We start from the raw sequence: 21,973 nt of genomic DNA on the forward strand, positions 1-21,973 counted from the left end.
TCTCAAGCCCGCACCGACGCGTACCGAATCCGGTGACACAGCGTCGCCGAATCCTCGAGGATCGAGCCGTACTTCGTCGCAAGCCCATCGAACGGCGTCTCGCCCGAAATCAGCACGTCCAGCGCAGGGTCCGCCAGCAGACTCAACGCCTTCTCCAGTCGCCGACGATAACTCCACCGCGCCCGCCGCCCGGGCGGCACCTGTCCCACCTGGCTGCCGACGATCCGCAGCCGGCGCTGGTGAAACGCTCCTCCCAACGGCACCGCGGGGCGATGCGTCCCGAACCAGCTGGCCTCGACGATCGTCGCCTCCATACCCGCCAGCCCGATCGCGGTCGCCAGACCGTCCGAACTGGCCGAGGCGTGGATCACCACGTCACGCTCGCCCGCCGCTTGCCGCGGTGCCGCGAACTCGCAGCCCATGGCCTCTGCCAGTGCAGCCTTTTGCTCATCAACATCCACAAGGCACACTTCCGTGCCCGGCATCCGCGCGCACAGGTATCCGGCCAACGCCCCGACGATACCTGCGCCAACCACCGTTATCCTGTCCCCGGCGGAAACGCCCGCGTCCCAGACGATATTCAGGGCGGTTTCCATGTTGGCGGCCAGCACGGCGCGCTTGGGCGGCACAGGCGCCGGGACCGGCACGGCGGCTTCCTGCGGCACGGCGAACCGATCCTGATGCGGGTGCAGGGCAAACACGGTCTCGCCCTCGCGCTCTCCGCCCGCCACGCGGCCCACGGCGGCATAGCCATATTTCACCGGAAAGCTGAACTCCCCCTCTTGGAACGGCGCCTTCATCGTCTCGTGCTCGCTCTCCGGCACACCGCCGCTCCAGACCAGCCGTTCCGTACCCCGGCTGATCCCCGTGTAGAGCGTCTCAACCTCGACCATACCCGACCCGGCACCGAACGCCGTCTCGCGTATCTCGACCGCACCCGGGCCGGTGATCCACAGGGCCTGCGCCACGCCTTCCCTCACAACGCGTGCCCGGATTTCAGCGCCTTCACCGCCAGGTAGCCGCTGTTGTGAATGTTCTTGCCCACCCGCAGCGGCAATTGCTCGACCACCTCGATCCCCTGCGCCCGGAACGTGTGCACCTTGGCGGGATTGTTGGTCAGCAGCCGCACCGCCCCGAACCCGAGGTTGCGCAGCATCACCGCCGCCACGCGGAAATCCCGCTCGTCATCCTCGAACCCCAGCGCATGGTTCGCGTCCACCGTGTCCAGCCCCCGCGATTGCAGGTCATAGACCCGCATCTTGTTGGCTAGCCCGATCCCGCGCCCTTCCTGGTTGAGGTAAAGCAGCAGGCCCGCGCCCTCCTCGCCCATCCGCAGCATCGCCGCGCGAAGTTGCGGACCGCAATCGCATTTCAGACTGCCCAGCACGTCCCCGGTAAAGCACGCCGAATGCAGCCGCGCCAGCACCGGGCGCGCGGGATCGGGCGTGCCGATCTCGAAGGCGTAATGCTCGGTCCGGCCATCTGGGTCGCGGAATACGTGCAGCTTTCCGGCGTCATGCGCCTCCACCGGCAGGCCGGCCACCGCCACCGGCGACAGCGCCGGTGTCTGCGCGAAGTGCTCCAGCGCGTCGGAATGTTCCACCGCCGCCATGCTCAGCCCCTCCGGCAGTGCCGCATTCCCGGCCAGCCCGAAGATCAGCGCGGCAGGCAGCAATTCGGACGACTTCACCAGGCTCAGCGCCAGCCCGTGCAGACGCACCTCCCGGTCGCGGATCCGGTGCAGTGGCGCCACCGGCCCCGCAGCATCCTGCCCGGCATCGGCGAGCCGCAGGAACCAGCCCATGTCGGCGTGCTTCGGCGGGCAGATCCGCACCGGCAGGTCCGAAATATCCGCGCTTTGGACCGGCGCCATCGCGGCCCGCGCCCGGTTGCTGGTCAGAACCAGCTCCGGCACGCCGAAGAGCTCCCGCAACCCGTCCAGCCGCGCCTGGCTCAGCGTCTCGACCGCCACCGCCACGGCGCGGTCCGGTCCATCCGTCAGAAGGCATGGCAGACCCAGCCGCAGGTCGGACTGCACCCGGCTCAGACGTTCGGCGACATTGGGAAGAAGGCTTTCGGCAACTCGGGACATTGGGGACTCTTTCGGATGAACGGACAGGGTATCTGGCATTGGGCAGGCTTCACTCAGTGCCGCAGTGCGGGGCGTTCCCGCACGCGATGCGGCCACAGCACCTGCGCCGGGGGCTCGGGCGCCAGCGCACAATCGAACAGCACGTCCGACCCCAGGCCATACACCTCGGTCTTGGGTCGCAACGCTTCGGCCAGGCACGGCACCGGCGAAGTTTTCAGCCCCGTCGGCCCGGCCCCGATCAACAGCGGCGCCACGGCCACGTGCAACCGCGTCAGCAACCCCGCCTCCAGGAACTGCGCGATGGTGATCCCGCCGCCCTCGATCAGCACGTGGTCAAGGCCCAGCCCCCGCAGCGCGGCCAGGATCTGCGCCGGCGAAATCCATTCGCCGCGCGGCAGGCGGATCACCTCCACGTCATCGGGCCGGGGCTTGTCCACCGCCTGGATCACGATCCGCCGGGCGCTTGCGTCGCGCAGCAGGCCGGCATCGTTGGGCAAGCGGCCATTCGGATCGATCACCACCCGCGCCGGATTGCGCCCCTTGGCCAGGCGCACCGTCAGGCGCGGGTTGTCGTGCAGCGCCGTCTTCACGCCGATCACCACCGCGTCCGCCAGTGCCCGCAGCCGGTGAAGATGCGCCAGCCCGTCCTTGCCAGAGATTTCCTGCGCATCGCCCGACTCCGTGGCGACACGTCCATCAAGCGACTGCCCGATCTGGGCGATCACGCTTTGCCCCGACACCGTGCGCGTCATGCCGCCATACAGCGTCAGCGCGGCGCGTTCGCCGGAACTCCAGTCGCCGCAGCACAGACAGGCCTCGTCGTTGCGCGCGGCCAGGATACGGGCCCAGGCCCTGGGGGTGACATCAATCAGTTCCATGCTCATCTCCGATCATCCTGCTGTGGCCTCGTGTCCCGCGGGCACCGCCAGCAGGTCCTTGTGCCCCACCCGCAACGCGGTATGCCCCGCCGCCTTGCGTCGGACGCCGGCCCAGCTTTCTGCCTGCGCCTCCCCGGCCTCCGCGGCCGCCCGGGCGACGCCGGCCACGAATTCATCCTGCAAGGCGGCATCGTCCGGTCCCAGCACCCAGTCGCTCCCGGCCAAAGTCACTGCGAACCCGCGCGCCTCGAACCCTTTCGCGGTCAGTGCCGCGGCATCGGGGCCCATCGCGGCCTGACCGCCCTTGTCGCCCCGCTGGTGGCGGTTGAACGCCTCGGTCACGTCCGCATCCGCCGCGATGGGCGGCTCCCACCGCATCCGGCCGTCAAAACTCAGCGCGGCGTAGAACGGGATACCCGCCTGCCCCAGCCGGGCCGCCAGCGCATCGACCCAGGCCGTGCTCATCAGGTCCAAGAGGGCCGAGGCCGTCACCAGCCCCACATGTTCCAATGGCAGGGCCTCCACATCGGTCACGCTGCCCATCACGCAATCGGCCATGGGATGGCGCGCCTTGGCCACCTGCAAATGCGCCTCGTCCGTATCGAGAAACCACCACTGCACCCTGTCATACCCTGCCCCGTTAAAGGCCCGCGCGGTCGATCCGGTGCCGCTGCCAAGGTCCAGCACCCGCATACCCGGCGGCACGCATTGCGCCGCCCGCGCCAGAAGAACGGCATCCCGCGCGGCGTGATCCGCCGCCTCGCGCAGGCTCAGCCAGTCGGCCTGGAACTGGGTGTCAGATATCTGATTCATACCACCCACGCGCCACATGGCTTTCATGAAGCTGGACGCGGATGCGTTTCACGCGCCCGCCATCGCCCAGCCCTTCGGTTTTCGTGTGGTCCCGCAACTGCGCCCAGATGTGTTGGCACAGGAACTCGGTCGTGGTGATCTTGCCCGCGAACTCGGGCTTGTCGTCCAGGTTACCGTATTTCAACGGCTCCAGCGCGGCGTTCAAGGCCTCGGTCGCCAGCCCGATATCCACGACCAGACCATTCTCGTCCAGATCTTCGGTGTAAAAGGCGGCATCGACGACAAAGGTCGCGCCGTGCAGGCCCTGTGCCGGTCCGAAGACAGGCGATGGCAGGGAATGTGCGATCATGATGTGATCACGAACTTCAACAGCGAACATAACACTTCCATTTCTTGGGGTGATGCGGGGCAAACCCCGCGTTTATCCGATGGGTCAACCGGCTCATGAGGTGATCCGTTCCAGAACGCCGGCGAAAATGCGGGCGGTATGATCCCAGTCGGTCAGGGCCTTCGCGCGCTGCCGCGCGGCGGCGGCATACCGCTCCGACGAGCCGGGGTCCGTCAGCAGGCGTTCGATTGCCCCGGCCAGCGCGTCGGGATCATCCGGCGCCACCAGCACTGCGGCCTCTCCGACCGTCTCGGGCACCGCACCCACCCGGCACGACACCACGGGCAAACCGTGCAGCATCGCCTCGCTCAGGACCATGCCATAGCCTTCATACCGCGTGGCCAGCGCAAACAGGCTGGCGCGGGCATAGGCGTCCTTCAAGGCCTCCGCGCCGATCTCTCCGGCAAAACTCATGCGGTCCTGCAACCCCAGCTTGGCGACCTGCACCTCCAGCGCTCCTGCGATGGATGCGTCATGCGCCTTGCCCACGATCTCGGCCTGCCAGTCCAGCCCGGTCAGCCGGCCCAGCGCCTTCAGCAACACGTCATGCCCCTTGCGCCGCGCCAACAGTCCCACCGACAGGATCAGCGGCGGATGCGCCTTCTTTGCGGCGGGCCGCGTCCCGTCCGCGGTCCGCTCGAAGCCCGGATGCGCGACCGTGACCTTGTCACGCGCGACGCCAAGATCCCGCACAACGGTCGCCGCGATATGCTCACTCGGCACGATGACATGCGCCACCCGACCCAGCACCGCGGCCTCGTTGCGCAACAGCGCCCGCGCGTGCCCGGCCTCCAGCCCACTTTCCAAACCCAGCGGATGGTGCACCATGCCCACCACCGGCGCCTCGACCCGGTCCATTCGCGCGGGGTCCATCGCCCCCAGCGCCAGCCCGTCCACGATGATCGGCCGCCCGCGCGGCACAGCCGCCAGCGCGTCGAAGGTGGCCTGCATGTCCGCGTCCGACGGCGCGGGGAAACTGTCCGGCAATTCCAAATGCGCCGTCTCGTGCCCCAGCGCGTTCAGCCGGTCCAGCACCGTCGCGTCATAGACGTACCCGCCGGTGCGCTGGTCCTTGTCTCCGGGAATGGCAAACACCGCGCGGCTCATGACGGGCCCGCCCCTTCCGGCGCCGCGTGCACGGTCCCCGGCACCCACAGGAACGCAAGGCCCGGCAGGGCCGACACCAGCATTATCGCGCCATAGCAAATCCCCATCGCCACGCCCGCATTCGCGTCCAGCCCGATGACCGGAAACAGCGCCGCCGCGGCCCCCTCGCGCCAGCCCCAGCCCGCGACCGACAGCGGCACCAGCATCGCGCAGAACACCAGCGGCAGCACCGTCAACAGGCCTTCCGGCGGAATGACCGACCCGGTCGCCCGCGCCGCCGCATAAAGCCCGCCGATCAGCAACACTGCCCCCAAAAGCGCGTGCATCAAGATTGGCCCGTGCCCGATCAGCCGCCACACCAGCCCGGGAAAGGACCGCGTTGCCTCGAACCGGCGCGTCACCCACACGACCACCGCACCCAGAACCGGTAGGGCCGCCAGCAGCGCCCACACCCCGCCGGGCCAGGCGATTCCGCCCGGCACCAGCACCGCCCCGATCAGCCCCAGCGCCAACAGCGCGAACATCGCCACCTGCCCCATCAGCCGCTCTGCCGCCACCGATTGCCCGGCCCGCGCAAGGTCGGCCTGCCGCCGCACCCGTACCGCGCGGCCCACATCGCCCAGCACGCCACCCGGCAAGACCGAATTGATCAGCTGCGCCAGGTAATATTCCCGCACCGCCGCGCCGAACCCGATCGGTATCTCCAGCGCCTGCGCCGTCAATTGCCAGCGCCGCGCCATCGACAGCGTGGCCAGCGTCAGCGCCACAAGGCTCACCGCCAGCCAAGGCCAGTCGGCCCGCGCCAGCCGGGCGCCCACTTCGGCGGTGTCGGTCCACCACAACATTGCCGCCATCAGCCCCGCCGAGGCCAGAAGCTTGATCGCCCACACCTTCATGGCGCAACCTCCGCCACCTGCTCGACCGACGAGAACGCTCGGATGAACGCGTTGCGGAACCCGTCCATGCGCTGCGCCTCAAGCTCGGGTGCCGGGATCATGCCCCCGGTCCAGCCCCAGCCGTCGATCAACGACAGCACGCCGGGCGGCGCGATCATATGCACCGGCACATCGCGGTTGTCGCTGCCCGCTATGAGACCCGCCGCCTGGTGGTCACCCGCCACGATCACCAGCGGCGCATCCTCGCCCAGCCGCGCCACGTGGGAAAAAACCGCGTTCAGGGAATAGTCCACCGACCGGCGATAGGCGTCGCGCACCGCATCCCGGTCCTTCCAGAGGTCGCGGGGCGTCGGGCCGCGTGCCGCCATCTCGTTGAATTCCGTCCCGTTTCCGATCTCGTCCCATGGCAGCATCTCCGGCACCGGCGTCCACGGCGCGTGCGACGAGATCAGAGCGACCTGGATGAAATCCGGGCGGGGATCGTCGGGCAAAAGGGCGTCATAGGCGGCCAGCGTGAACTGGTCGGGCATCGTGACCCAGTTGAACGGCTCGCCCGCGTAGGGAATGTCCTTGGCCTCGAACACATGCTCGAATCCCATCGCCGCGCTTTCCGGCCAGGCCATCGTGATCGCCGGCATCACAGCCGCCGTGCGATAGCCCGCCTCGGCGGCCAGGTGAAACAGCCATTTCTGCCCGCTTGCGATCATCGCCCTGTAGCGCGCATTGTCCGCAGTCCAAAGCCCGCTGCCGAGCGCCCCATGCGCCAGCCAGCTTTGCCCGCCCGCCGTGGGCGAGGTCACCCACCCGCTTTTCATCTCAAGCCCCGCCCCGGCGATCTGCCGTTCGGCGCGGCGCAGAGTGTCCAGATGCGTCGGGGCATATTCCGGGTTGTCGATGCTGGCGCGGCCATAACTTTCGATCCATATGAGAAGGATGTCGCGCCCCTCCAGACGGTCGAACGCGCCGACAATATCGCGCATCGGATCGACCTGCGCCGCCTGCCGGAACCGCTCGAGATCCGCCACCGTCTCGCGGACGTCGCCAATCCGGGCCACGGCCACGCGGGTGGTCCGGGCCGATCCCGGCGGGCTTTTCTCGAACGTCCAATAGCCCAGGTGGTGCCCGGTATCCGCCACCGCCCAGCCGCCCGTGGCCAATGCCGCCGCCAGCGCCACGACCCGCGCCGGTCCGGGCAACGCCACGCGCTCCCACGCCTTCAGCCCTCCGCGCAACAGCATGTACAGGAACCCGGTCGCCACGACGCAGCTCGCTACCACGAAATAAGCGCTCGCCGCTCCCACGCTGTCACTCAGCAGTCCGACCCCCGCCTCGACCAGGAACAGGTCCGACACCGGGTTGAAGGCCCGGTTGTAGGCCGCGAAACTCGCCAGGTCCGCCAGCTTCAGCAGTGTGACCGCCACCAGAACCAGCGCCAGAACCGACGCCACGCCGCGGGTCCGCCCCAGCGCCAGCATCGCGAACAGCAGCACCGACAACTCGATCGGCCAATAGACCAGCCCGTTGTAATTCATCTGCCCCGGATGGTTGGGCAGCGCCAGCACGGCGAGCATCACGCCCGCCGAAGCGAACAGGGTCACGGTTCGGATCATCGACTGTGCCGCACCAGCCATGCCGTGTCGACGCCGAACGACAGCACCAGCAGCGCCGATGCCAGTCCCGCGACCCATGGCGCAAGCGCCACCGGGAAGAGCGGGCAGGCCAATGCGATCAGCGTGCCGATCTGCACGACGCAAATCGTCTTGCGGCGCATCGACTCGGGCAACTCCCGGCGCAGCGCGGGCCACATCAGTCCGGCCAGTACGAACGCATAACGCATGAACCCCAGCACCAGGATCTCCGCACCCGTCCTGCCCGTCAGCAGCAGCCACATTGCAAGCACCGCGCCCAGCGCCGCGTCCACTTCCATGTCGAACCGCGCCCCGAAGTCGGATTTCAGCTGCGACCGCCGCGCCAGCCAACCGTCCACCCCGTCCAGCGACAGAATGGTCAATCCGACCCAGAACACCAGCCACGGCGACACGGCCCCGGCATCGAACAACGCCCCGGCCAACAACGACAGCAGCGCGGCACGCCCAAGCGTGACGGTGTTGCACAGGCCGAACACCGCGTGCGGATAGCTGCGCCAAACCCCCGGCACCACCAGCGCCACGGAGAGCCCGAACATCGCCATCGCCCAGCCCGGTGACGGCAGCACCGCTGCGCCGAACGCGGCCAGCGCAAGCGCAAGCACTGCCGCGATTACAACGACCTCCGCCATCGGCGGTCGCGCCGACGGCATCGCGGTTCGTTTCTGCTGGGTTATGTCGACCATTTAGTATCCTTGCGCGTTCCGCACTAGATAGAACGCACGGAACCGGCGACCAGATCACAAATCGTTCAACGCCGGAGGTTTAGCCCTGCCGCGGCAGACGCACGTCACCGCGTACCGGCAGGTGATCGGACGCCGCACGTACCGGGCCCGTGTCGACCACCTCGATATCCGACAGCGCCCCCGCCCTGTCCGTCAGGATCCGGTCCAGCGGCAACAATGGCCGGGTCGAGGGAAAGCTGCGCCGCGCCGGACCATGAAAGCGCCGCCCCAGAAGCCGCGCGTTGAACATCAGCCCGCCCCAGGGCCGCCATTCGTTGAAATCGCCCAGCAGGATCGTCTGCATCTCGGGCCTGCGGCGCAGGTATTGGCCGATAATGCGCATCTGCACCACCCGCAACGGCTGCGACAGCGACAGGTGCATCGACATGATCCGCACCGGCACCGCTTCCGCGCGCGCCTCAACCACCACCGCGCCGCGATGACAATGCCCCGGCAGGTCGATGACGTCGCGAAACCCGACCTCCAGACGGGGGGCCAGGAACAGGATCGTCCCCAGGAACCCGTCGCTCTGCGCACCCCAGCGCAGTTCGGGCCGCTCATGCTGCCAGATCAGACCGGTATCGGCTGAAATTCCCGCCACATCCAGGATACGCCCGTGCGGGCGGCACTCCGCGTCCGCCTCCTGCAACGCGAGCACATCCAGCCCCCCGGGCGCCAGCGCCGACGCGATGGCCGCACGCACCCGGCCGGGATCGACACGCCCATCGGTGCCCTTCGCACGGTGCACATTCCAGCTGGCACACCTCAGGCGCGGGCCGCTCATCGGCATTTCCATCTTGCTGGGCTCACCTGTTGCGTTACCTTTCCGTGATAACCTTTCATATTCTTTCAATGACAGGAGACCTCATGCGACTTCAATTCCCGACTTGCGCTTTGGCCGCGATCACGCTCGCCGCCGTTCCGGTCACCGCCCACGCAGAAATGGCCCGGTACGAGCTCGATGCCAGCCACACTACCGTCTTTTTCACCGTCGAACACATCGGCTATGCCAAAACCCTCGGCATCTTTCCCGGCGTCGAGGGCAGCTTCGACTACGACAGCGAAACCCGGGAACTGGGCGAGGTCAGCGTCACCATCGCCTCCACCAGTGTCGACACCTTTCACGAAGGCCGTAACGAGCATGTCCGCAAGGCGGATTTCCTCGACGTCTCCAACCACCCCGAGATCACCTTCACCGCAAATGGCGGCACCGCCACCTCCGACACCGAAGGCACCGTCGAGGGCGAATTGACGATCCTGGGCGAAACCCGCCCGGTGACGTTGAATGTCACGCTCAACAAGGCCGCCGAGTATCCGTTCGGCCACGAGCGTTTCGTATTGGGCCTGTCGATGCAGACCAGCATCCAGCGCAGCGAATTCGGCATGACCTACGGGGTCGAGAACGGGTTGGTGGGCGATACGGTCGACATAATGATCGAGACCGAAGCGATGCGGATGGACTGACCCGGCGGGCGGACCAAAGGCCGCGAGCGCGAAATTTCGTTATCTGACATGGCGTTGCCACCCGCTCCTGATGCGGGCGGCGTCAGGCCGAGGCGGCGAATTGAGCTGTTTCGTCCATCATCTCGGGATACCAGCGTTCCAGCACCGACGCGAAAGCCTCGCGGATACGGCCCACCTGCGCCGGCGTCAAATCGTCCTTCCACCCGCCAGCCTTGCCCTTGGCGAAGAAGCTTTTCATGCCCTCGGGCCGCTCCGTGAAACCGTGCTTTTCTTCCTGTTTCTTCATCGCCTCGAAACTGGTGGCCTTGATCGCCTTGGCCAACTTCGGCCGGTCCGGCTTGACGCTCAGGAAATCCAGCAACCGCTCCATGCTCTTGGCCGGCTTTTCCAGCAGGTCTTCGTACCGGATCAAATGCCGCGGCATTCCCGGCACCGTGGCCCACCGGTTTACGTGATCGTCCCAGCGCCCCAGCGCATCCAGAATGCCGCTTTCGGTGCCCATCACGTTGTCCGGGTCGCACATCTTGGCAATCGCCTCGTCCAGCGAAACGGAGGTATGCCGGGCAAAGGACGGCGCCACGTCGAACGGATTGCGCATGATGTAAAGCGCTCCCGCCGTGACCTCTGGCGGAATCAGGTCCACCGGGCCCACCCGGATCGGCGTGCAATGGGTCTTGACGAAATGCTTGCCCGGCTTGGCCCCCGCGATCATGTGCAGCGCCTTGGTGCGCACCTTCAGCCAATCGTCCACGCTCTTGCCTCGGAACGGCGCTCCGTTGGCGGCGTCAAAGAAATCCTGCCGAATATCGGCAGTGGTGAACTGGCGCAAGTTATTGATATCAGGCGCCATTCCCGGCGGCATGAAATAATGCGCCAAAAGGCTGCGCAGCCACGTATTGCCCGATTTCGGAAACGAGGCCAGCCAGATGATCCGTCTCAGGTCAGACACTGTAATACCCGTATTTCTTCATCATCCGCTTATGGTCCCGCCGGACCTTCGCGACCAACGCGGGATCCAGGTCATCTTTCCACTGCCCTGCCTGACCCTTGGCAAAAAACCGTTCGGAATGAGGCGACTTTTCCTGGAATCCCGATTTGTCTTCCTGCTTTTTCAGCTCATCAAAACTGGCAAAGCGGATCGCCCGGTCCAGCCTCTCGGGCACGATCGGCACCCCCATGAACTCCAGCGTCTTGGCGAAATGCGTCTGCGGGTCGTCCAGCAGGTCCTCGTAGCGCAGTGCCAATACCGGAAAGGCCCCGCCCTGGGTCCAATCCTTGACGTGATCGCTCCAATTGCCCAGGAACTGCCAGGTGGTTGTCGCATCGGCCTGGTTGGCACTGTCCGCTCGACCGATGAACTCAACGGTTTGCTCATGTGTCATGCCGTAATGGCGCGCGTAGGACAAAACCATATCCAAAGGATTGCGCAGAATGTAGATCGCCTGCCTGGTATAGCGCGCCGGGATAAGCTCAACACCAAACGCCTGGTTCCGACAGTTGTGCGTTTTGACGAAATTCACATCCGCATTATTCGCCACGATCCCCTGGAGGACCCGATCACGCACGCGCAGCGTTGCTTCGGGATCGGTAATGTCAATCTTTCGGCCTGCCGCCGCCATGTATCGATTCGGCTTGGAATCCCCAAATCCAAAACGCTGGATCTGGTTGATTTCCAACGGTTTCTTCGCATCGGAAAGATAGTTGGCCAGGAAAATCCGCATCCACGTATTTCCGGATTTCGGGTAAGAGGCCAGCCAGACAATACTTCGTTTCATGTCCATCCTTCGAGGCACATCAAAAAGGGAACGGTTTCCCGTTCCCTAAAAGAAAACGGCGGGAGAGTACACTCCCCCGCCGTTCAAAGTCGTTCAAGCTAAGCTTAGAAGCTCAGGTTGATCGCGGTGCCGATCGCGGTACCGTCGATGTCGCCACCAACTGCGTCTTGGGTTTGACCCTGAAGCAGGTAGGTGGTCCAGCTGACGCCCGGTCCCAGGTCCCGGTTGGCGGCGAGTTTGTAGTACTCGTATTCGCCGTCGGGATTGCCTGCGCCGTTGTCGACTTCACCGATGTAGGCTTCGAGGCCAAAGGTCCAGGGACCAGCGGCATCGTATGCCACACCAACGCTGTAACCTTCTTGGTCACCAACGCCGCCTGCAATACCGTTGTCGTTTTCAGCGTAGGATGCACCGAAGGTGAAGCCGCTGAAGCCGACTTGGAAGCCGACACCCCAGGTTTCGGGATCCGAAACGCCTGCAATGTTGCTGTCGCCGGTACCCCAACGGGCGGCCACAGTGATGTCGGTGGTGCCGAAGGACTGGCTGTAGTTCACACCAAGGTCGAAGATGTCGGTAACGGCAGTACCACCAGCAGCGCGGTTAGCGAGGATGCCCGCAACGTTGCCGGTTGTGCCCGGAGCGTACGAAATACCTGCAGTGAAGCCGCTGAAGCTCGGCGTGTAGTAGGTGATCCGTGCGATGTCGTTGTTGCCTGCAACCTCAGTGTAGGAGGACAGAGCAGCCTGACGGAACGCGCCGGGTGCGCCGGCACCGGTCACGAACGGGATGAAGGCCGAAGCGGACGGCGAGTTGATCGCCATGGAGCCGACTTGCGGTGCGCCAACCATCATCTTGTAACCGGCCGAGTTTTCGTAACCGGCGTCGATGCGGCCAAACGTGTCGCTCGAGATCGACATGTACGATTCGTCGATTTGTGCGTTGCCCGAGTTCAGGGCTTCGAGCTGGACGTTCACGCCGAAGGTCATGCCGTTGTCCAGCGTGATGTTCGGGGTGAAGATGATTTCAGCGTTCGTGAACATCTGAACGCCGTCGAGGTCAACACCAACACCGAGGCCGCTGACTTCAGTGTAAGCCACGTGCTGTTGGAAGAAACCACCCCAATCCAGGTTCCAGTCCTGGGCCGAGGCAGGGGCAGCAGCGACGCCGAGGGCGATTGCGCTGGTGCAGAGAAGTTGCTTTTTCAAGGTTATCCCTCCTTAAAGCAGGAAAGTTACAAGTTCCACCGCCCCCGATCCAGGACACGGCTTGGGAGGATGAATGCTGTAAATGCCCCCTCACTGTCAACGAACCGCCCCCCTTGCGCCGTGTTGTTGGACGCTCTGTGACGTATTTCACACACAGATCTCTCACGGGCCGGGGCAATCGCGCTGAAAAACGGAAAATCCCCCGGTTTTTAAGGGGTTTCCTACAACCGCAGGCTGCGGTTTGCAGCGGGCGCACGGGCCCTGCCAGCACCTTCAGGCGACTCGCGTCGCGACGCGCAATGCGAGTCGTCGCGGGCCCGCGACATTTCCGTCACACTATTTTCAGGCAACCGGCCGTCCCATCCCCCGGCTGGCCCTGAGGGCGCGCGACGGTGACCAACGCCGCGCCATATCCCGACGGCACGTCCGGCACAACGCGCGGTTCCCGCGTTTGGATCGGCGGCTGCCCCCTCAAAGCCCGCGCTCCTCCAGCACCTTGCGCGCGTGACGGAAGCATTCCAGCCCCTGCGGTACCCCGCAGTAAATCGCCACGACGTGCACGATCGCCCGAATCTCTTCTTTCGTGACGCCGTTGTTCAGCGCGCCGCGGCAATGGATCTCGAACTCGTTCATCTTGCCCAGCGCCCCGATCATGCTCAGGTTCATCATGCTGCGCGTCTTGGCGTCGATCACCTCGTCGCCCCAGCCGAATCCCCAGCACCAGGCCGTCATCGCTTCCTGGAACGGCCGGGTGAACTCATCCGCCGCCGCCAGGTTCTTTTCCACGTATTCGGCCCCCAGCGTGGCCTTGCGCTGCTCCAGCCCTTTCAGGAACAGGTCTTCGTCGAACAGGCTCATGAGTTTTCCTCTCTATTAGATGTCGATCGGGCGCAGGGCATAAAGATCCTCCGCCGCGGTCCTGATCTTGTCATGGTCGTATAGCCGGGCGCGCCACTCTTCGGGAATGCCGCCATATCCGTAAATGCGCCCGGCCAGCTGCCCCACCACGGCGCCCACCGTGTCAGCATCCCCGCCCAGGTTCACCCCGGCCAGAATCACGTCGCGAAACGTGTCGCCCTGCGTCAGCGCCCAGAAGGCCGCGTGCAACGTGTGCACCACGTAACCGCTGGCCTCCTCCGGCGGCGCCTCGGGGCGCGGCAAAAGCCCGACATCCCCAGTCACAAGGAACTCCGCCATATTCGCCGCCGCTCTCTGGCAAAGGGGGCTGGCATGGGTCAGCCGGCTTTGCAGCTGCGCCACCGCCATGGCGCTTTCCTTTGATGCGCCATAGGCGATCACCACCGGCGCCAGCCGCATGAGTCCACCATTGCCGCTATATTCATCCTCAACCGGCCCGGCATAGGGGTTGCCGGTCTGCTGAAACCGGGTCAGCGCGGCGTCGGTCTGGTTGCCGATGTCGAAACACACCCGCGTCGACGACAGGTACCCGTTGTCGCGCCAGTTCACGAAGCGCCTCATCGCATCCTCGGCGTCCCAGCCATTGGCCGAGCGCAGCATCTGCGCCAGGCACATCGCCATCGAGGTGTCGTCGGTCCACTTGCCGGGCGCCAGGTTGAACGGCCCGCCGCCCACCATGTCCGTGATCGGCTCGAAACTTCCGCGCGCGCGGAACTCCAGCGTGGTGCCCACCGCGTCGCCCACGGCCAGCCCCACCAGCATCCCGATGGCCTCGTCTTCGCTAAAGGCTTTCTGCATCATATTTCGGGAACCTCGTCATCGAACCGGCCAATCCTGGCGCGGCGCAAGGCACCCGCCTCTTCATCCGGGTCCTTGGAATCCAGCGCCTCCAGTCTCAGGCCCGCGTGGGCATAAATGGGCCGCCCCGCCGCCGCCAGGCCCCGCAACCGCGCGGCCATCGCCCGCTTGCGGTGCACCTGGTGCGGCTGAAACCCGTCATAGTCGCGCGGCGCAAGATCGGCGCCGCACACAAGGTCTCCGGCCGCGACGGCGGCATCGAACAGCGCCTGGCCCTCGGGCGAACGCATGATCACGCCGTTGAACCCCTCGTCTTCCCCCTCGGGCTCTGCTCCGGGCCAGATATCGGCGGCCGCCACGTCCGCCGCCTCCCCGATCGCGTCGGGGCACAGCTTGCAGCGGCTCTGGATGCGCCAGCCCGCCTCGTCCGCCCACATCTCATTATAGGTCTTCTCGAAATGCCGTCCGTCCCGCGTCTCGATCCGGGTCGGCCCCGGGTTGCCATGCCCGCGATAGCGAAAAAGCGTCAGGTCATCCTCCGCCACGCCCAACTCGTCCAGCACCGCCTGCGACTTGCCCAGGTCCGACGCCCCGCCGCAGACCATGACAAGGACGGCCACCAGCAAGCTGTCCAGCCGCGCATCCGCCTTGGCCCGGGCCCGCACAGCCCCCGCATCGCAGGGCTTGGCGATAATGGCAAAGGGCTCTCCCCGCGCCAGCGCCGCCTCCAGCCCTGCCAGCGTATCTGTCGGGCCATAGCGCGACCCGGCGCGTGCCGCGACCTGCTCGGGCGTCTCGGACATCACCCAGCGCGACCGCATCGGCCGCTCCGGGTCCGCGGCGCAATGCAGGACAAACGCGGCCTTGCCCGTGCGTAAAAGGTGCACGCCCAGCGCCGTCAGCACCCCGCCCGTCGCCGCGCGAAACCGGATGTCCGGGTCCCCGGCCCATGCCTCGCCCATATGCGTATAGCTGCCCCAGACGGGATCTTCCCGGCCCCCTCGCGCCTGCGCCTCGGCAACCACACCGGGACAGGCGGCCAGGATTTCCGCGTCGGCGTCCGGATCCTCGGCGGACACCGGCGCAGGCCGCAGGCGTCCGTGCCGGTTCATCACCATGACCCATCGCGTCGTGGCGAGCGCTTCACACAGACCGCAGCCGATGCACAGGCCGGACTCCACGACCTCGCTCACGCTCTTTGCCTGTCGTGCATCCGTCATCCCGTCTTCCTTTCGCTCGGGGCGTATCATATTGGTGACGGGGCCTGCCGCCACGCGCAAGCCCCCGTGTCCGGCTTCCAGTACAAGGGACGCTCCATGACCATGACCTGCACGGCAACCGTGCTCATCGACGACGCCCGTACCCGTGTCACCCGGTTCGACTTCGCCCCGGATCAGCAGACCGGCTGGCACATCCATGACCACGACTATGTCATCACCGCGATCACCGACTGCCACATGCGCCTTGAGGAGCCCGATGGACAGACGCGCGAGGTGACCGTGCCCGCCGGGACCGCCTATGCCCGCGCACAGGGCGTGGAACACAACGTCATCAACGCCGGCCCCGTGGCGATGAGCTTTGTCGAGGTGGAGCTCAAATGATTTTGCAACGCGCGGGCGCCCGATTCTTCGCAAGGCGATAGAATCCGACAAAATTTGACCCAAAAGCGACACCCGTCGGAGCGTCCGCCGTGCTCCGCTTCCCGGAGCAATTGCTGCAACCCCGCGACAATTCGGCAGAATTTATTTCTTAGCGGGAATTTTTTATTCACTGCGTTAATTTGTTGTTGGCAAACAGCCTAACAATTAAGCATTCTGCCCTTATCCGGGCAGTCTCAAGGTAAAGCTCCACCCGGACACCGGCCCCGCGCAAGAGCGGCCGGCAAATGAAAATAGGTGCACCCGGTCGGCGCCATCCTCCTGTCGCCTTACGGGTCGCACCACACTGGGAGGACAGTAAATTGGATACCGATATCGGTGCACTGACGGTGATCTTCACCGAGTTCTATTATTGGGTGACCGTGCCACTCATGTTCCTGATCCACGTGGGCTTCTGTATGTACGAGGTCGGCGCCAGCCGCCACAAGAACCACATGCATACCGTTATGAAGAACACCATGCTCATGCCGCTGGTGACCATCACCTTCTTCTTCTTCGGATGGTGGATCTACTTCGCCTTCCCCAACGGTCCCGGCATCACCGGCGGCATCACGCAATCCGACAATGCCGTGCCATGGTCCGAACTGATGGGCACCCACCTGGGCGGCCCCGGACCGGCGCTCGAAAGCGCGCAGGGCTACGGCGCCGAACTGGGCAACGGCTTCTGGAACCGCCTGAACGGTGTGTTCTGGGCGGCTTTCCTGCTGTTCAGCTGGACCGCGGCCTCGATCGTATCGGGCGCCACAATCGAACGCATCCGGCCCACCGCCTTCTGGATTTTGGCCGTGGTCATCGGCTCGGGCACATGGATCATCGACGCGGCCTGGGGCTGGCACCCCGACGGCTGGATGGTCACCCAGCTGGGCTATCACGATGCCTATGCCTCGGGCGTGATCCACGCCATTGCGGGTGGCTTTGCCCTCGGCGTGATCGTCGTGCTGGGACCGCGGATCGGCAAGTTCGCTCCCGACGGAACACCGCGCAACATCAACCCGCACAACAAGTGGCTGGTGACGATCGGGCTCTTCCTGATCTATTGCGGCTTCTGGGGCTTCTACGTGGCCTGCAACGTGCCGATCATCGACCATGGCACGCTGGGCGGTGCCGAAGGCGTGGTGAACTTCACGGCCACGACGATCTATCTCACCCCCACAACCCTGTCGGCCATCGTGTTCAACTTCCTGATGTCGCTGTCGGGCGGCCTGCTGGCAGGCTACGTGGTGTCCAAGGGCGAGGCGTTCTGGACATACTCGGCGGGCCTTGCCGGCGTTATTACCGCTTCCGCGGGCAACGACCTCTACCACCCGATCCAGGCGATGCTGATCGGCGCCGTGGGGGCGGCCTGCGCGTACAAACTTCACTTCTGGGTCGAGCGCCGCTTCAAGATCGACGATCCGGTGGGCGCGGTGGCCGTGCACGGCTATGCGGGCTTCATCGGCCTGGTGATCTGCGGCTTCATGCTCTGGGGCCATCCGGCGACGGCGGCCTATCATGAAACCGTCGCGGTCATCACGCCCTGGGGTCAGTTCGCAGGTGCGATCATCATGTTCGGCGTGCTGGGCTTTCTGCCCGCTTTCATCGTGTCCAAGATCCTGATGGGCATGGGCATGTTGCGCGTCCCGCCCGCGGTCGAACTCGTCGGGCTCGACATGTCCGAGGAGATCGCCGAGGAAATGGACGCCATAGAGGTGTCCGAAGCCGACATCGCCGAGGCCAAGCGCCTTGGCCTGCTGACTTGAGGAGGGTCACGAAATGTCAACGACAGCTGTAGAAACCTGGGCAGGCGCCGACCTGTCCCAGATCGGCCCGATCTATCCCATGGTCGGCACCGAGATGATACTCGTGATCGTCGGCCTCCTGTTCTGGTTGGCGTTCCACGTCCTGCAAGCCAGGATCGAACGCCGTGAACTCGACGCCGACGAGGCGGCGGCCCACAGTCAAGAACGCATAGCGCGGGTATTCGAGGACGAGGCGCGGGAGTAAGACCTCTTCCGCGCGCCTTGAACGCCGGTCTTCGGGCCGGCGTTCTTTGTTTCACGCCTCGGGGAATACCGGCCTTGCATCTGCCGCTATGGACACGCCTGCGGCCCTCTGCCACTGATCGCGCCATGACCGTCCAGACCCCCATGCCCGAAGACGTCCAGAACCGCTCGATCGGGCTTGCCGCGGCCCTGGGCCTGCTGGTGATCTGGTCGGGTTTCATCGTTTTTTCCCGCGCGGGCGTGCAGACGGCGCTGACCCCCGGCGACATCACCGCGCTGCGGTTCATGGTGACGGGGGTCCTGTTGGCGCCCTTCGCCTGGGCGTGGTGGCCCCGGCACCTCGGCCCGGTTCCAATCGTGCTGATCGTGCTCTGCGGGTCGGGGGCCCTTTACGCAATGCTGGTCTACATGGGCCTGCGCTACACGTCGGCGGCCTATGCCGGGGTTTTCACCAATGGGGCGCTGCCCTTCTTCACCGTGCTGCTGGTGACCGCCTTCACCGGCACCCTGCCCAACCGCCTGCAAATCGTCAGCCTGGTGATCGTGACCGTGGGCGCCGTGCTGGTCGCCGTCACAGGCCTGCGGTCCACCGGCGAGGGCGCGGCGCTCGGCATCGTGTTCTTCCTGACCGCCGCGGCGATCCAGTCGATCTATATCTTCGGCGTGCGCCGCTGGCGGCTCACCCCGCGACAGGCACTGGTGACGATCAACATTCCGAACGCCTTGGTCTTCCTGCCACTTTGGTACTTCTTCCTGCCCTCGGGTTTGGCGCAGGCCGAGACCGGCACGATCCTCTTCCAGGCCGCCTACCAGGGGCTTGGCCCCGGCCTCCTGGCCATGGTGTGCTTTGCGCTGGCAGCCAATCACCTTGGCCCCACGCACACCGCGGGCTTTTCCGCCGCAGTTCCGGCCTCGGCGGCCTTGCTGGCCATTCCGGTCCTGTCGGAAATCCCAGGCCCGCTGGAATGGACCGGCATCGCGCTGGTGACCATCGGCCTCCTGATGCTGGTGCGCGCCCGCGACACCTGAGTCGCGCAGCGCAGCCCCACCGTGTCAGGGACAGCCGAACGGTACGAAGGTGCTCGCCATTCCCTCGTTCATCGTCATCTTCAGAAGCGTCTCGGCCAACCGCCATTCCTCGTCGGTCATCGGACAGATTTCGGCCTTTGCGGTACAGCCTTCGTCGATGAAAACCTGGTTCTCGGTCAGGAACTCCATCCGCAGCCCCTCTGACCCTTGCAAGCTGATCGCATCACGCACCGACACTTCGTAAAGGCTGCACTTCCGGGCCGTCCATCCACCGTCTTCCTGGTCCGTGGCCGCCGCCGCTCCTGTGCCGGCCACACCGATCGCGGCGGCCATTACCGTGACCGCACGACCAAGGGGCATCCCTCTGCTTTTCATCGATATTCTGCCCTGCCCACTTTTGCGGAAAGGCTACGCCTCCGGATCGAGTGAGGCTACTAGCGTATAGCTTGTACGGCGGAATTCCGCCGACGCCCAGGGCAGGTGCCGGGTCCCTACCCACGCCGTGCCTGCCATGCCTCCACCCGGTCGACCCAGTAGCGATAAACCACATCCGCCGCCTTCAGGAAATGCGGCTTGTCGAACAGGTGCAGCATATGCCGCGGCAGGTGCGTTTTCGCATAGGCCGTCTCGGACCGCGCGTCGCCTACCGCCAGCCATCCCGCCTTGGCCCCCAGGTAAGGCGCCATCACCGTGCCCGACCCGCTGAAGCCCATGGCGAAACTGATGCCGTCGCGCGCTCCCACATGCGGCATCTGCGCGAAACTGAACCCGGTATAGCCGCTCCAGACATGGCTCAGTTTGGCCTCGGCCAGTTCCGGCCAGACCTCCACCATCGTCTGCCTCTGCCGCTCCGCCGCGACCGCCAGCGGCACGTCCCGCATCGCGGCTCGTCCGCCGAACAGGATTCGCTTGCCGTCCGGCGAAATGCGGAAGTAACTGTGCCGCGCCCGCGTCTCGACCATCATCCGCCGCCCCGGCGCCAGGTGCCCGATCAGGTTCTCCGGCAATTCCTCGGTGGCGATGATGAAACTGGGCAGCGGGAACACCCGCTTCACGTGCCAGCCGAAAGGCCGCGTGGTATATCCATTGGTCGCCAACACCACCTTGTCGGCCCGGATGCGCCCCTTGGGCGTGCGCGCCACATGCCGGGTGCCGTCGCGCTCCATCGCCTCGACGCGGGCATGGCTGACCACCGGCACCCCGCGCCGCCGCACCGCCTCCAGCATTCCGCGATGATACTTCGCCGGATGCAGCGCGCCATGCTCGGGAAACAGGATACCGCCGTGATAAATCCCGGTGTCGATTTCGCGCCCCAGCCCCTCGCGCTCCAGCAGCTCGACCTTCACCCGGCTCTTGTCACGCACCTTTTCCGCCAGCCGCTTCTGCCCTTCGAAATGCGACGCCGTGTAGGCCAGCTGTACGCGCCCGGTCTGCTGAAAGTCACAGTCGATCTTCTCGTGCTTGATGAACTCCCGCGCCCAGTCCAGCGCAGGGGCCGCCTCGGCCAAAAGCGCGTCCGCCACATCAGCTCCGAATGCTGCGGCCATCTTGTCCCAACTTAGCCGCGGATGCGCGCCCACCATCCCGCCATTGCGGCTCGATGCGCCTTCTCCCGGCACGCCCGCCTCGACCACCGCGACCCTGGCACCGCTGTCATGGGAGGCAATCGCCGCCGACAACCCGGTGTAGCCCGCACCGATCACCAGCACGTCGCAATGCTTCGGCAAAGCGTCCTGCGTGGCTTCCGGCGCCACCGCCTCCCACCACCACGGGCGGCCCGGTTCCGCCTCTCCTGTCCACTGGGTCATGATCACGCTCCTGTTGCCGCACCCAGATTGCCCGCACGCGGCCTGCGGTCAAGCCTCGTTGCCGACAGCGTGCACCCCATTGCCGAACGCGCCCGAAACCTCGGCGCACGACCTTCAGAAGCAGCAGCCCCGCCATCGGAACCCTGGTGCGCGACGGCCGCCCGGCCGTCAGGAACCCATCCTGGCGCTGGCCGCCACCTGCCTTGGCCTGAAACACGCGGTCTTCCGCCGCGCCGCAGGGCGCGTGATTCACCCCTCTGTCCGCACTGTTCCGTAGCAGCCCTGACAACATGTCACAGGCCCCCTTTGCGCCCGTCCCGGCCGCTTTCTGCACACACCGGCATACATTCGCCGAGAGTCGCGGAATACTAGAGCGCGGGAATCACTGGGAAATTTTTGCATTCGTAAATAAATTTACTCGTCGTCGGATGCGATGGGGAAAGTATTTACAAATAAAAGTCAATGATCCCAACGGCTAAGTGTAAAATTTTACTGAAGGTTTTATAACGCCGCCAATGCGCGAATTGATATATGCCTCGAAGTCGAGGACCATTCCGTGCGGAGGAGGAGACATATGACAAATCAACCGGAAACAGGTGCGTCCACGTACCCGCCCAGTGCCGATTTCGCGGCGAATGCCCATGTCGACGCGGCGAAGTACGAGGAGATGTACGCCGCCTCGATCAAGGACCCCGAGGCGTTCTGGGGCAAGGAGGGCAAGCGCGTCGACTGGATCAAGCCTTACTCGAAAGTGAAGGATGTCGATTACACCTACGGGAACGTCTCCATCA

General features: G+C 65.4%; 24 protein-coding genes. 6 read left to right on the top strand and 18 right to left on the bottom strand.

Going from position 1 to position 21,973, the window contains the following annotated elements; genetic code table 11:
• Window positions 1-2: 2 nt before the first annotated feature.
• The 10 genes from C2I35_RS21040 to C2I35_RS21085 form a co-directional block, all read right to left on the bottom strand.
• The gene (locus C2I35_RS21040) at window positions 3-968 is read right to left on the bottom strand and encodes a zinc-dependent alcohol dehydrogenase (protein ID WP_245890584.1); all 966 of its coding nucleotides are present in this window, start codon (window positions 966-968) and stop codon (window positions 3-5) included.
• Window positions 969-976: 8 nt separating this feature from the next.
• A complete protein-coding gene (locus C2I35_RS21045) occupies window positions 977-2,092 on the bottom strand; it encodes a GTP cyclohydrolase II (RefSeq protein WP_103765007.1) in 1,116 nt (371 codons plus the stop codon).
• 53 nt (window positions 2,093-2,145) lie between these two features.
• Window positions 2,146-2,970 (bottom strand): RibD family protein, encoded by an 825-nt coding sequence (locus C2I35_RS21050; protein WP_103765008.1) that lies wholly within the window; start codon window positions 2,968-2,970, stop codon window positions 2,146-2,148.
• A gap of 12 nt (window positions 2,971-2,982) precedes the next feature.
• Window positions 2,983-3,783, bottom strand: a complete 801-nt coding sequence (locus C2I35_RS21055; RefSeq protein ID WP_103765009.1) for a methyltransferase domain-containing protein — start codon at window positions 3,781-3,783, stop codon at window positions 2,983-2,985.
• On the bottom strand, window positions 3,767-4,132 hold the full coding sequence (locus C2I35_RS21060) for a 6-pyruvoyl trahydropterin synthase family protein (protein ID WP_425442954.1): 366 nt from the start codon (window positions 4,130-4,132) through the stop codon (window positions 3,767-3,769). The genes C2I35_RS21055 and C2I35_RS21060 overlap by 17 nt, the downstream gene beginning before the upstream one ends.
• Before the next feature lie 93 nt (window positions 4,133-4,225).
• Window positions 4,226-5,278, bottom strand: coding sequence for a glycosyltransferase family 4 protein (locus tag C2I35_RS21065; protein WP_103765030.1), 1,053 nt, complete (start codon window positions 5,276-5,278; stop codon window positions 4,226-4,228).
• Window positions 5,275-6,174, bottom strand: a complete 900-nt coding sequence (locus C2I35_RS21070) for a lysylphosphatidylglycerol synthase transmembrane domain-containing protein (RefSeq protein WP_103765011.1) — start codon at window positions 6,172-6,174, stop codon at window positions 5,275-5,277. Before C2I35_RS21070 ends, C2I35_RS21065 begins: the two co-directional genes overlap by 4 nt.
• On the bottom strand, window positions 6,171-7,772 hold the full coding sequence (locus C2I35_RS21075) for a sulfatase-like hydrolase/transferase (RefSeq protein WP_245890585.1): 1,602 nt from the start codon (window positions 7,770-7,772) through the stop codon (window positions 6,171-6,173). Before C2I35_RS21075 ends, C2I35_RS21070 begins: the two co-directional genes overlap by 4 nt.
• An 8-nt stretch (window positions 7,773-7,780) precedes the next feature.
• Window positions 7,781-8,506 carry a CDP-alcohol phosphatidyltransferase family protein gene (locus C2I35_RS21080; RefSeq protein ID WP_245890586.1) on the bottom strand — a complete coding sequence of 242 codons (726 nt, stop codon included), beginning with the start codon at window positions 8,504-8,506 and terminating at the stop codon, window positions 7,781-7,783.
• A 79-nt stretch (window positions 8,507-8,585) separates the two neighbouring features.
• Window positions 8,586-9,329 carry an endonuclease/exonuclease/phosphatase family protein gene (locus tag C2I35_RS21085; RefSeq protein ID WP_103765032.1) on the bottom strand — a complete coding sequence of 248 codons (744 nt, stop codon included), beginning with the start codon at window positions 9,327-9,329 and terminating at the stop codon, window positions 8,586-8,588.
• A gap of 83 nt (window positions 9,330-9,412) precedes the next feature.
• Between C2I35_RS21085 and C2I35_RS21090 the strand changes: the two genes are divergently transcribed.
• Window positions 9,413-10,009 carry a YceI family protein gene (locus C2I35_RS21090; protein WP_103765013.1) on the top strand — a complete coding sequence of 199 codons (597 nt, stop codon included), beginning with the start codon at window positions 9,413-9,415 and terminating at the stop codon, window positions 10,007-10,009.
• A gap of 82 nt (window positions 10,010-10,091) precedes the next feature.
• Here the strand turns inward: C2I35_RS21090 and C2I35_RS21095 are convergent, their stop codons facing one another.
• From C2I35_RS21095 to C2I35_RS21120, 6 genes are all read right to left on the bottom strand, one after another.
• On the bottom strand, window positions 10,092-10,958 hold the full coding sequence (locus tag C2I35_RS21095; RefSeq protein ID WP_103765014.1) for a sulfotransferase domain-containing protein: 867 nt from the start codon (window positions 10,956-10,958) through the stop codon (window positions 10,092-10,094).
• Window positions 10,951-11,784 (bottom strand): sulfotransferase domain-containing protein, encoded by an 834-nt coding sequence (locus C2I35_RS21100; protein ID WP_103765033.1) that lies wholly within the window; start codon window positions 11,782-11,784, stop codon window positions 10,951-10,953. The genes C2I35_RS21095 and C2I35_RS21100 overlap by 8 nt, the downstream gene beginning before the upstream one ends.
• 104 nt (window positions 11,785-11,888) lie before the next feature.
• Window positions 11,889-12,989, bottom strand: coding sequence for a porin (locus C2I35_RS21105; RefSeq protein ID WP_103765015.1), 1,101 nt, complete (start codon window positions 12,987-12,989; stop codon window positions 11,889-11,891).
• 471 nt (window positions 12,990-13,460) lie between these two features.
• Window positions 13,461-13,847 (bottom strand): carboxymuconolactone decarboxylase family protein, encoded by a 387-nt coding sequence (locus C2I35_RS21110; RefSeq protein ID WP_057793788.1) that lies wholly within the window; start codon window positions 13,845-13,847, stop codon window positions 13,461-13,463.
• A gap of 15 nt (window positions 13,848-13,862) precedes the next feature.
• Window positions 13,863-14,708, bottom strand: a complete 846-nt coding sequence (locus C2I35_RS21115; protein ID WP_211286207.1) for an ADP-ribosylglycohydrolase family protein — start codon at window positions 14,706-14,708, stop codon at window positions 13,863-13,865.
• On the bottom strand, window positions 14,705-15,925 hold the full coding sequence (locus C2I35_RS21120; protein ID WP_170067271.1) for a Coenzyme F420 hydrogenase/dehydrogenase, beta subunit C-terminal domain: 1,221 nt from the start codon (window positions 15,923-15,925) through the stop codon (window positions 14,705-14,707). The genes C2I35_RS21115 and C2I35_RS21120 overlap by 4 nt, the downstream gene beginning before the upstream one ends.
• 96 nt (window positions 15,926-16,021) lie before the next feature.
• Between C2I35_RS21120 and C2I35_RS22005 the strand changes: the two genes are divergently transcribed.
• The 4 genes from C2I35_RS22005 (at window position 16,022) to C2I35_RS21135 (ending at window position 19,374) form a co-directional block, all read left to right on the top strand.
• Window positions 16,022-16,306 (top strand): cupin domain-containing protein, encoded by a 285-nt coding sequence (locus C2I35_RS22005; RefSeq protein ID WP_146050105.1) that lies wholly within the window; start codon window positions 16,022-16,024, stop codon window positions 16,304-16,306.
• Between the two features lie 359 nt (window positions 16,307-16,665).
• Entirely contained in the window at window positions 16,666-18,102 is a 1,437-nt protein-coding gene (locus C2I35_RS21125) for an ammonium transporter (RefSeq protein ID WP_103765017.1), read from the top strand.
• 13 nt (window positions 18,103-18,115) lie between these two features.
• The gene (locus C2I35_RS21130) at window positions 18,116-18,346 is read left to right on the top strand and encodes a hypothetical protein (protein WP_103765018.1); all 231 of its coding nucleotides are present in this window, start codon (window positions 18,116-18,118) and stop codon (window positions 18,344-18,346) included.
• 125 nt (window positions 18,347-18,471) lie between these two features.
• The gene (locus tag C2I35_RS21135) at window positions 18,472-19,374 is read left to right on the top strand and encodes a DMT family transporter (RefSeq protein ID WP_103765019.1); all 903 of its coding nucleotides are present in this window, start codon (window positions 18,472-18,474) and stop codon (window positions 19,372-19,374) included.
• A gap of 24 nt (window positions 19,375-19,398) precedes the next feature.
• On the opposite strand, the gene C2I35_RS21140 is transcribed toward C2I35_RS21135, so the two are convergent.
• Window positions 19,399-19,734: a hypothetical protein gene (locus C2I35_RS21140; RefSeq protein ID WP_146050106.1), complete on the bottom strand. Its 336-nt coding sequence runs from the start codon at window positions 19,732-19,734 to the stop codon at window positions 19,399-19,401.
• A 131-nt stretch (window positions 19,735-19,865) separates the two neighbouring features.
• Window positions 19,866-21,182 (bottom strand): NAD(P)/FAD-dependent oxidoreductase, encoded by a 1,317-nt coding sequence (locus C2I35_RS21145; protein ID WP_103765021.1) that lies wholly within the window; start codon window positions 21,180-21,182, stop codon window positions 19,866-19,868.
• A gap of 574 nt (window positions 21,183-21,756) precedes the next feature.
• Here C2I35_RS21145 and C2I35_RS21150 point away from each other — a divergent pair.
• A partial coding sequence (locus tag C2I35_RS21150) for an acetyl-coenzyme A synthetase N-terminal domain-containing protein (protein WP_281255083.1) occupies window positions 21,757-21,973 on the top strand: 217 nt, incomplete at its 3' end.

The sequence above is a fragment of the Roseovarius confluentis genome (assembly GCF_002917925.1).
In the GTDB taxonomy this organism is placed as follows: Bacteria; Pseudomonadota; Alphaproteobacteria; order Rhodobacterales; family Rhodobacteraceae; genus Roseovarius; species Roseovarius confluentis.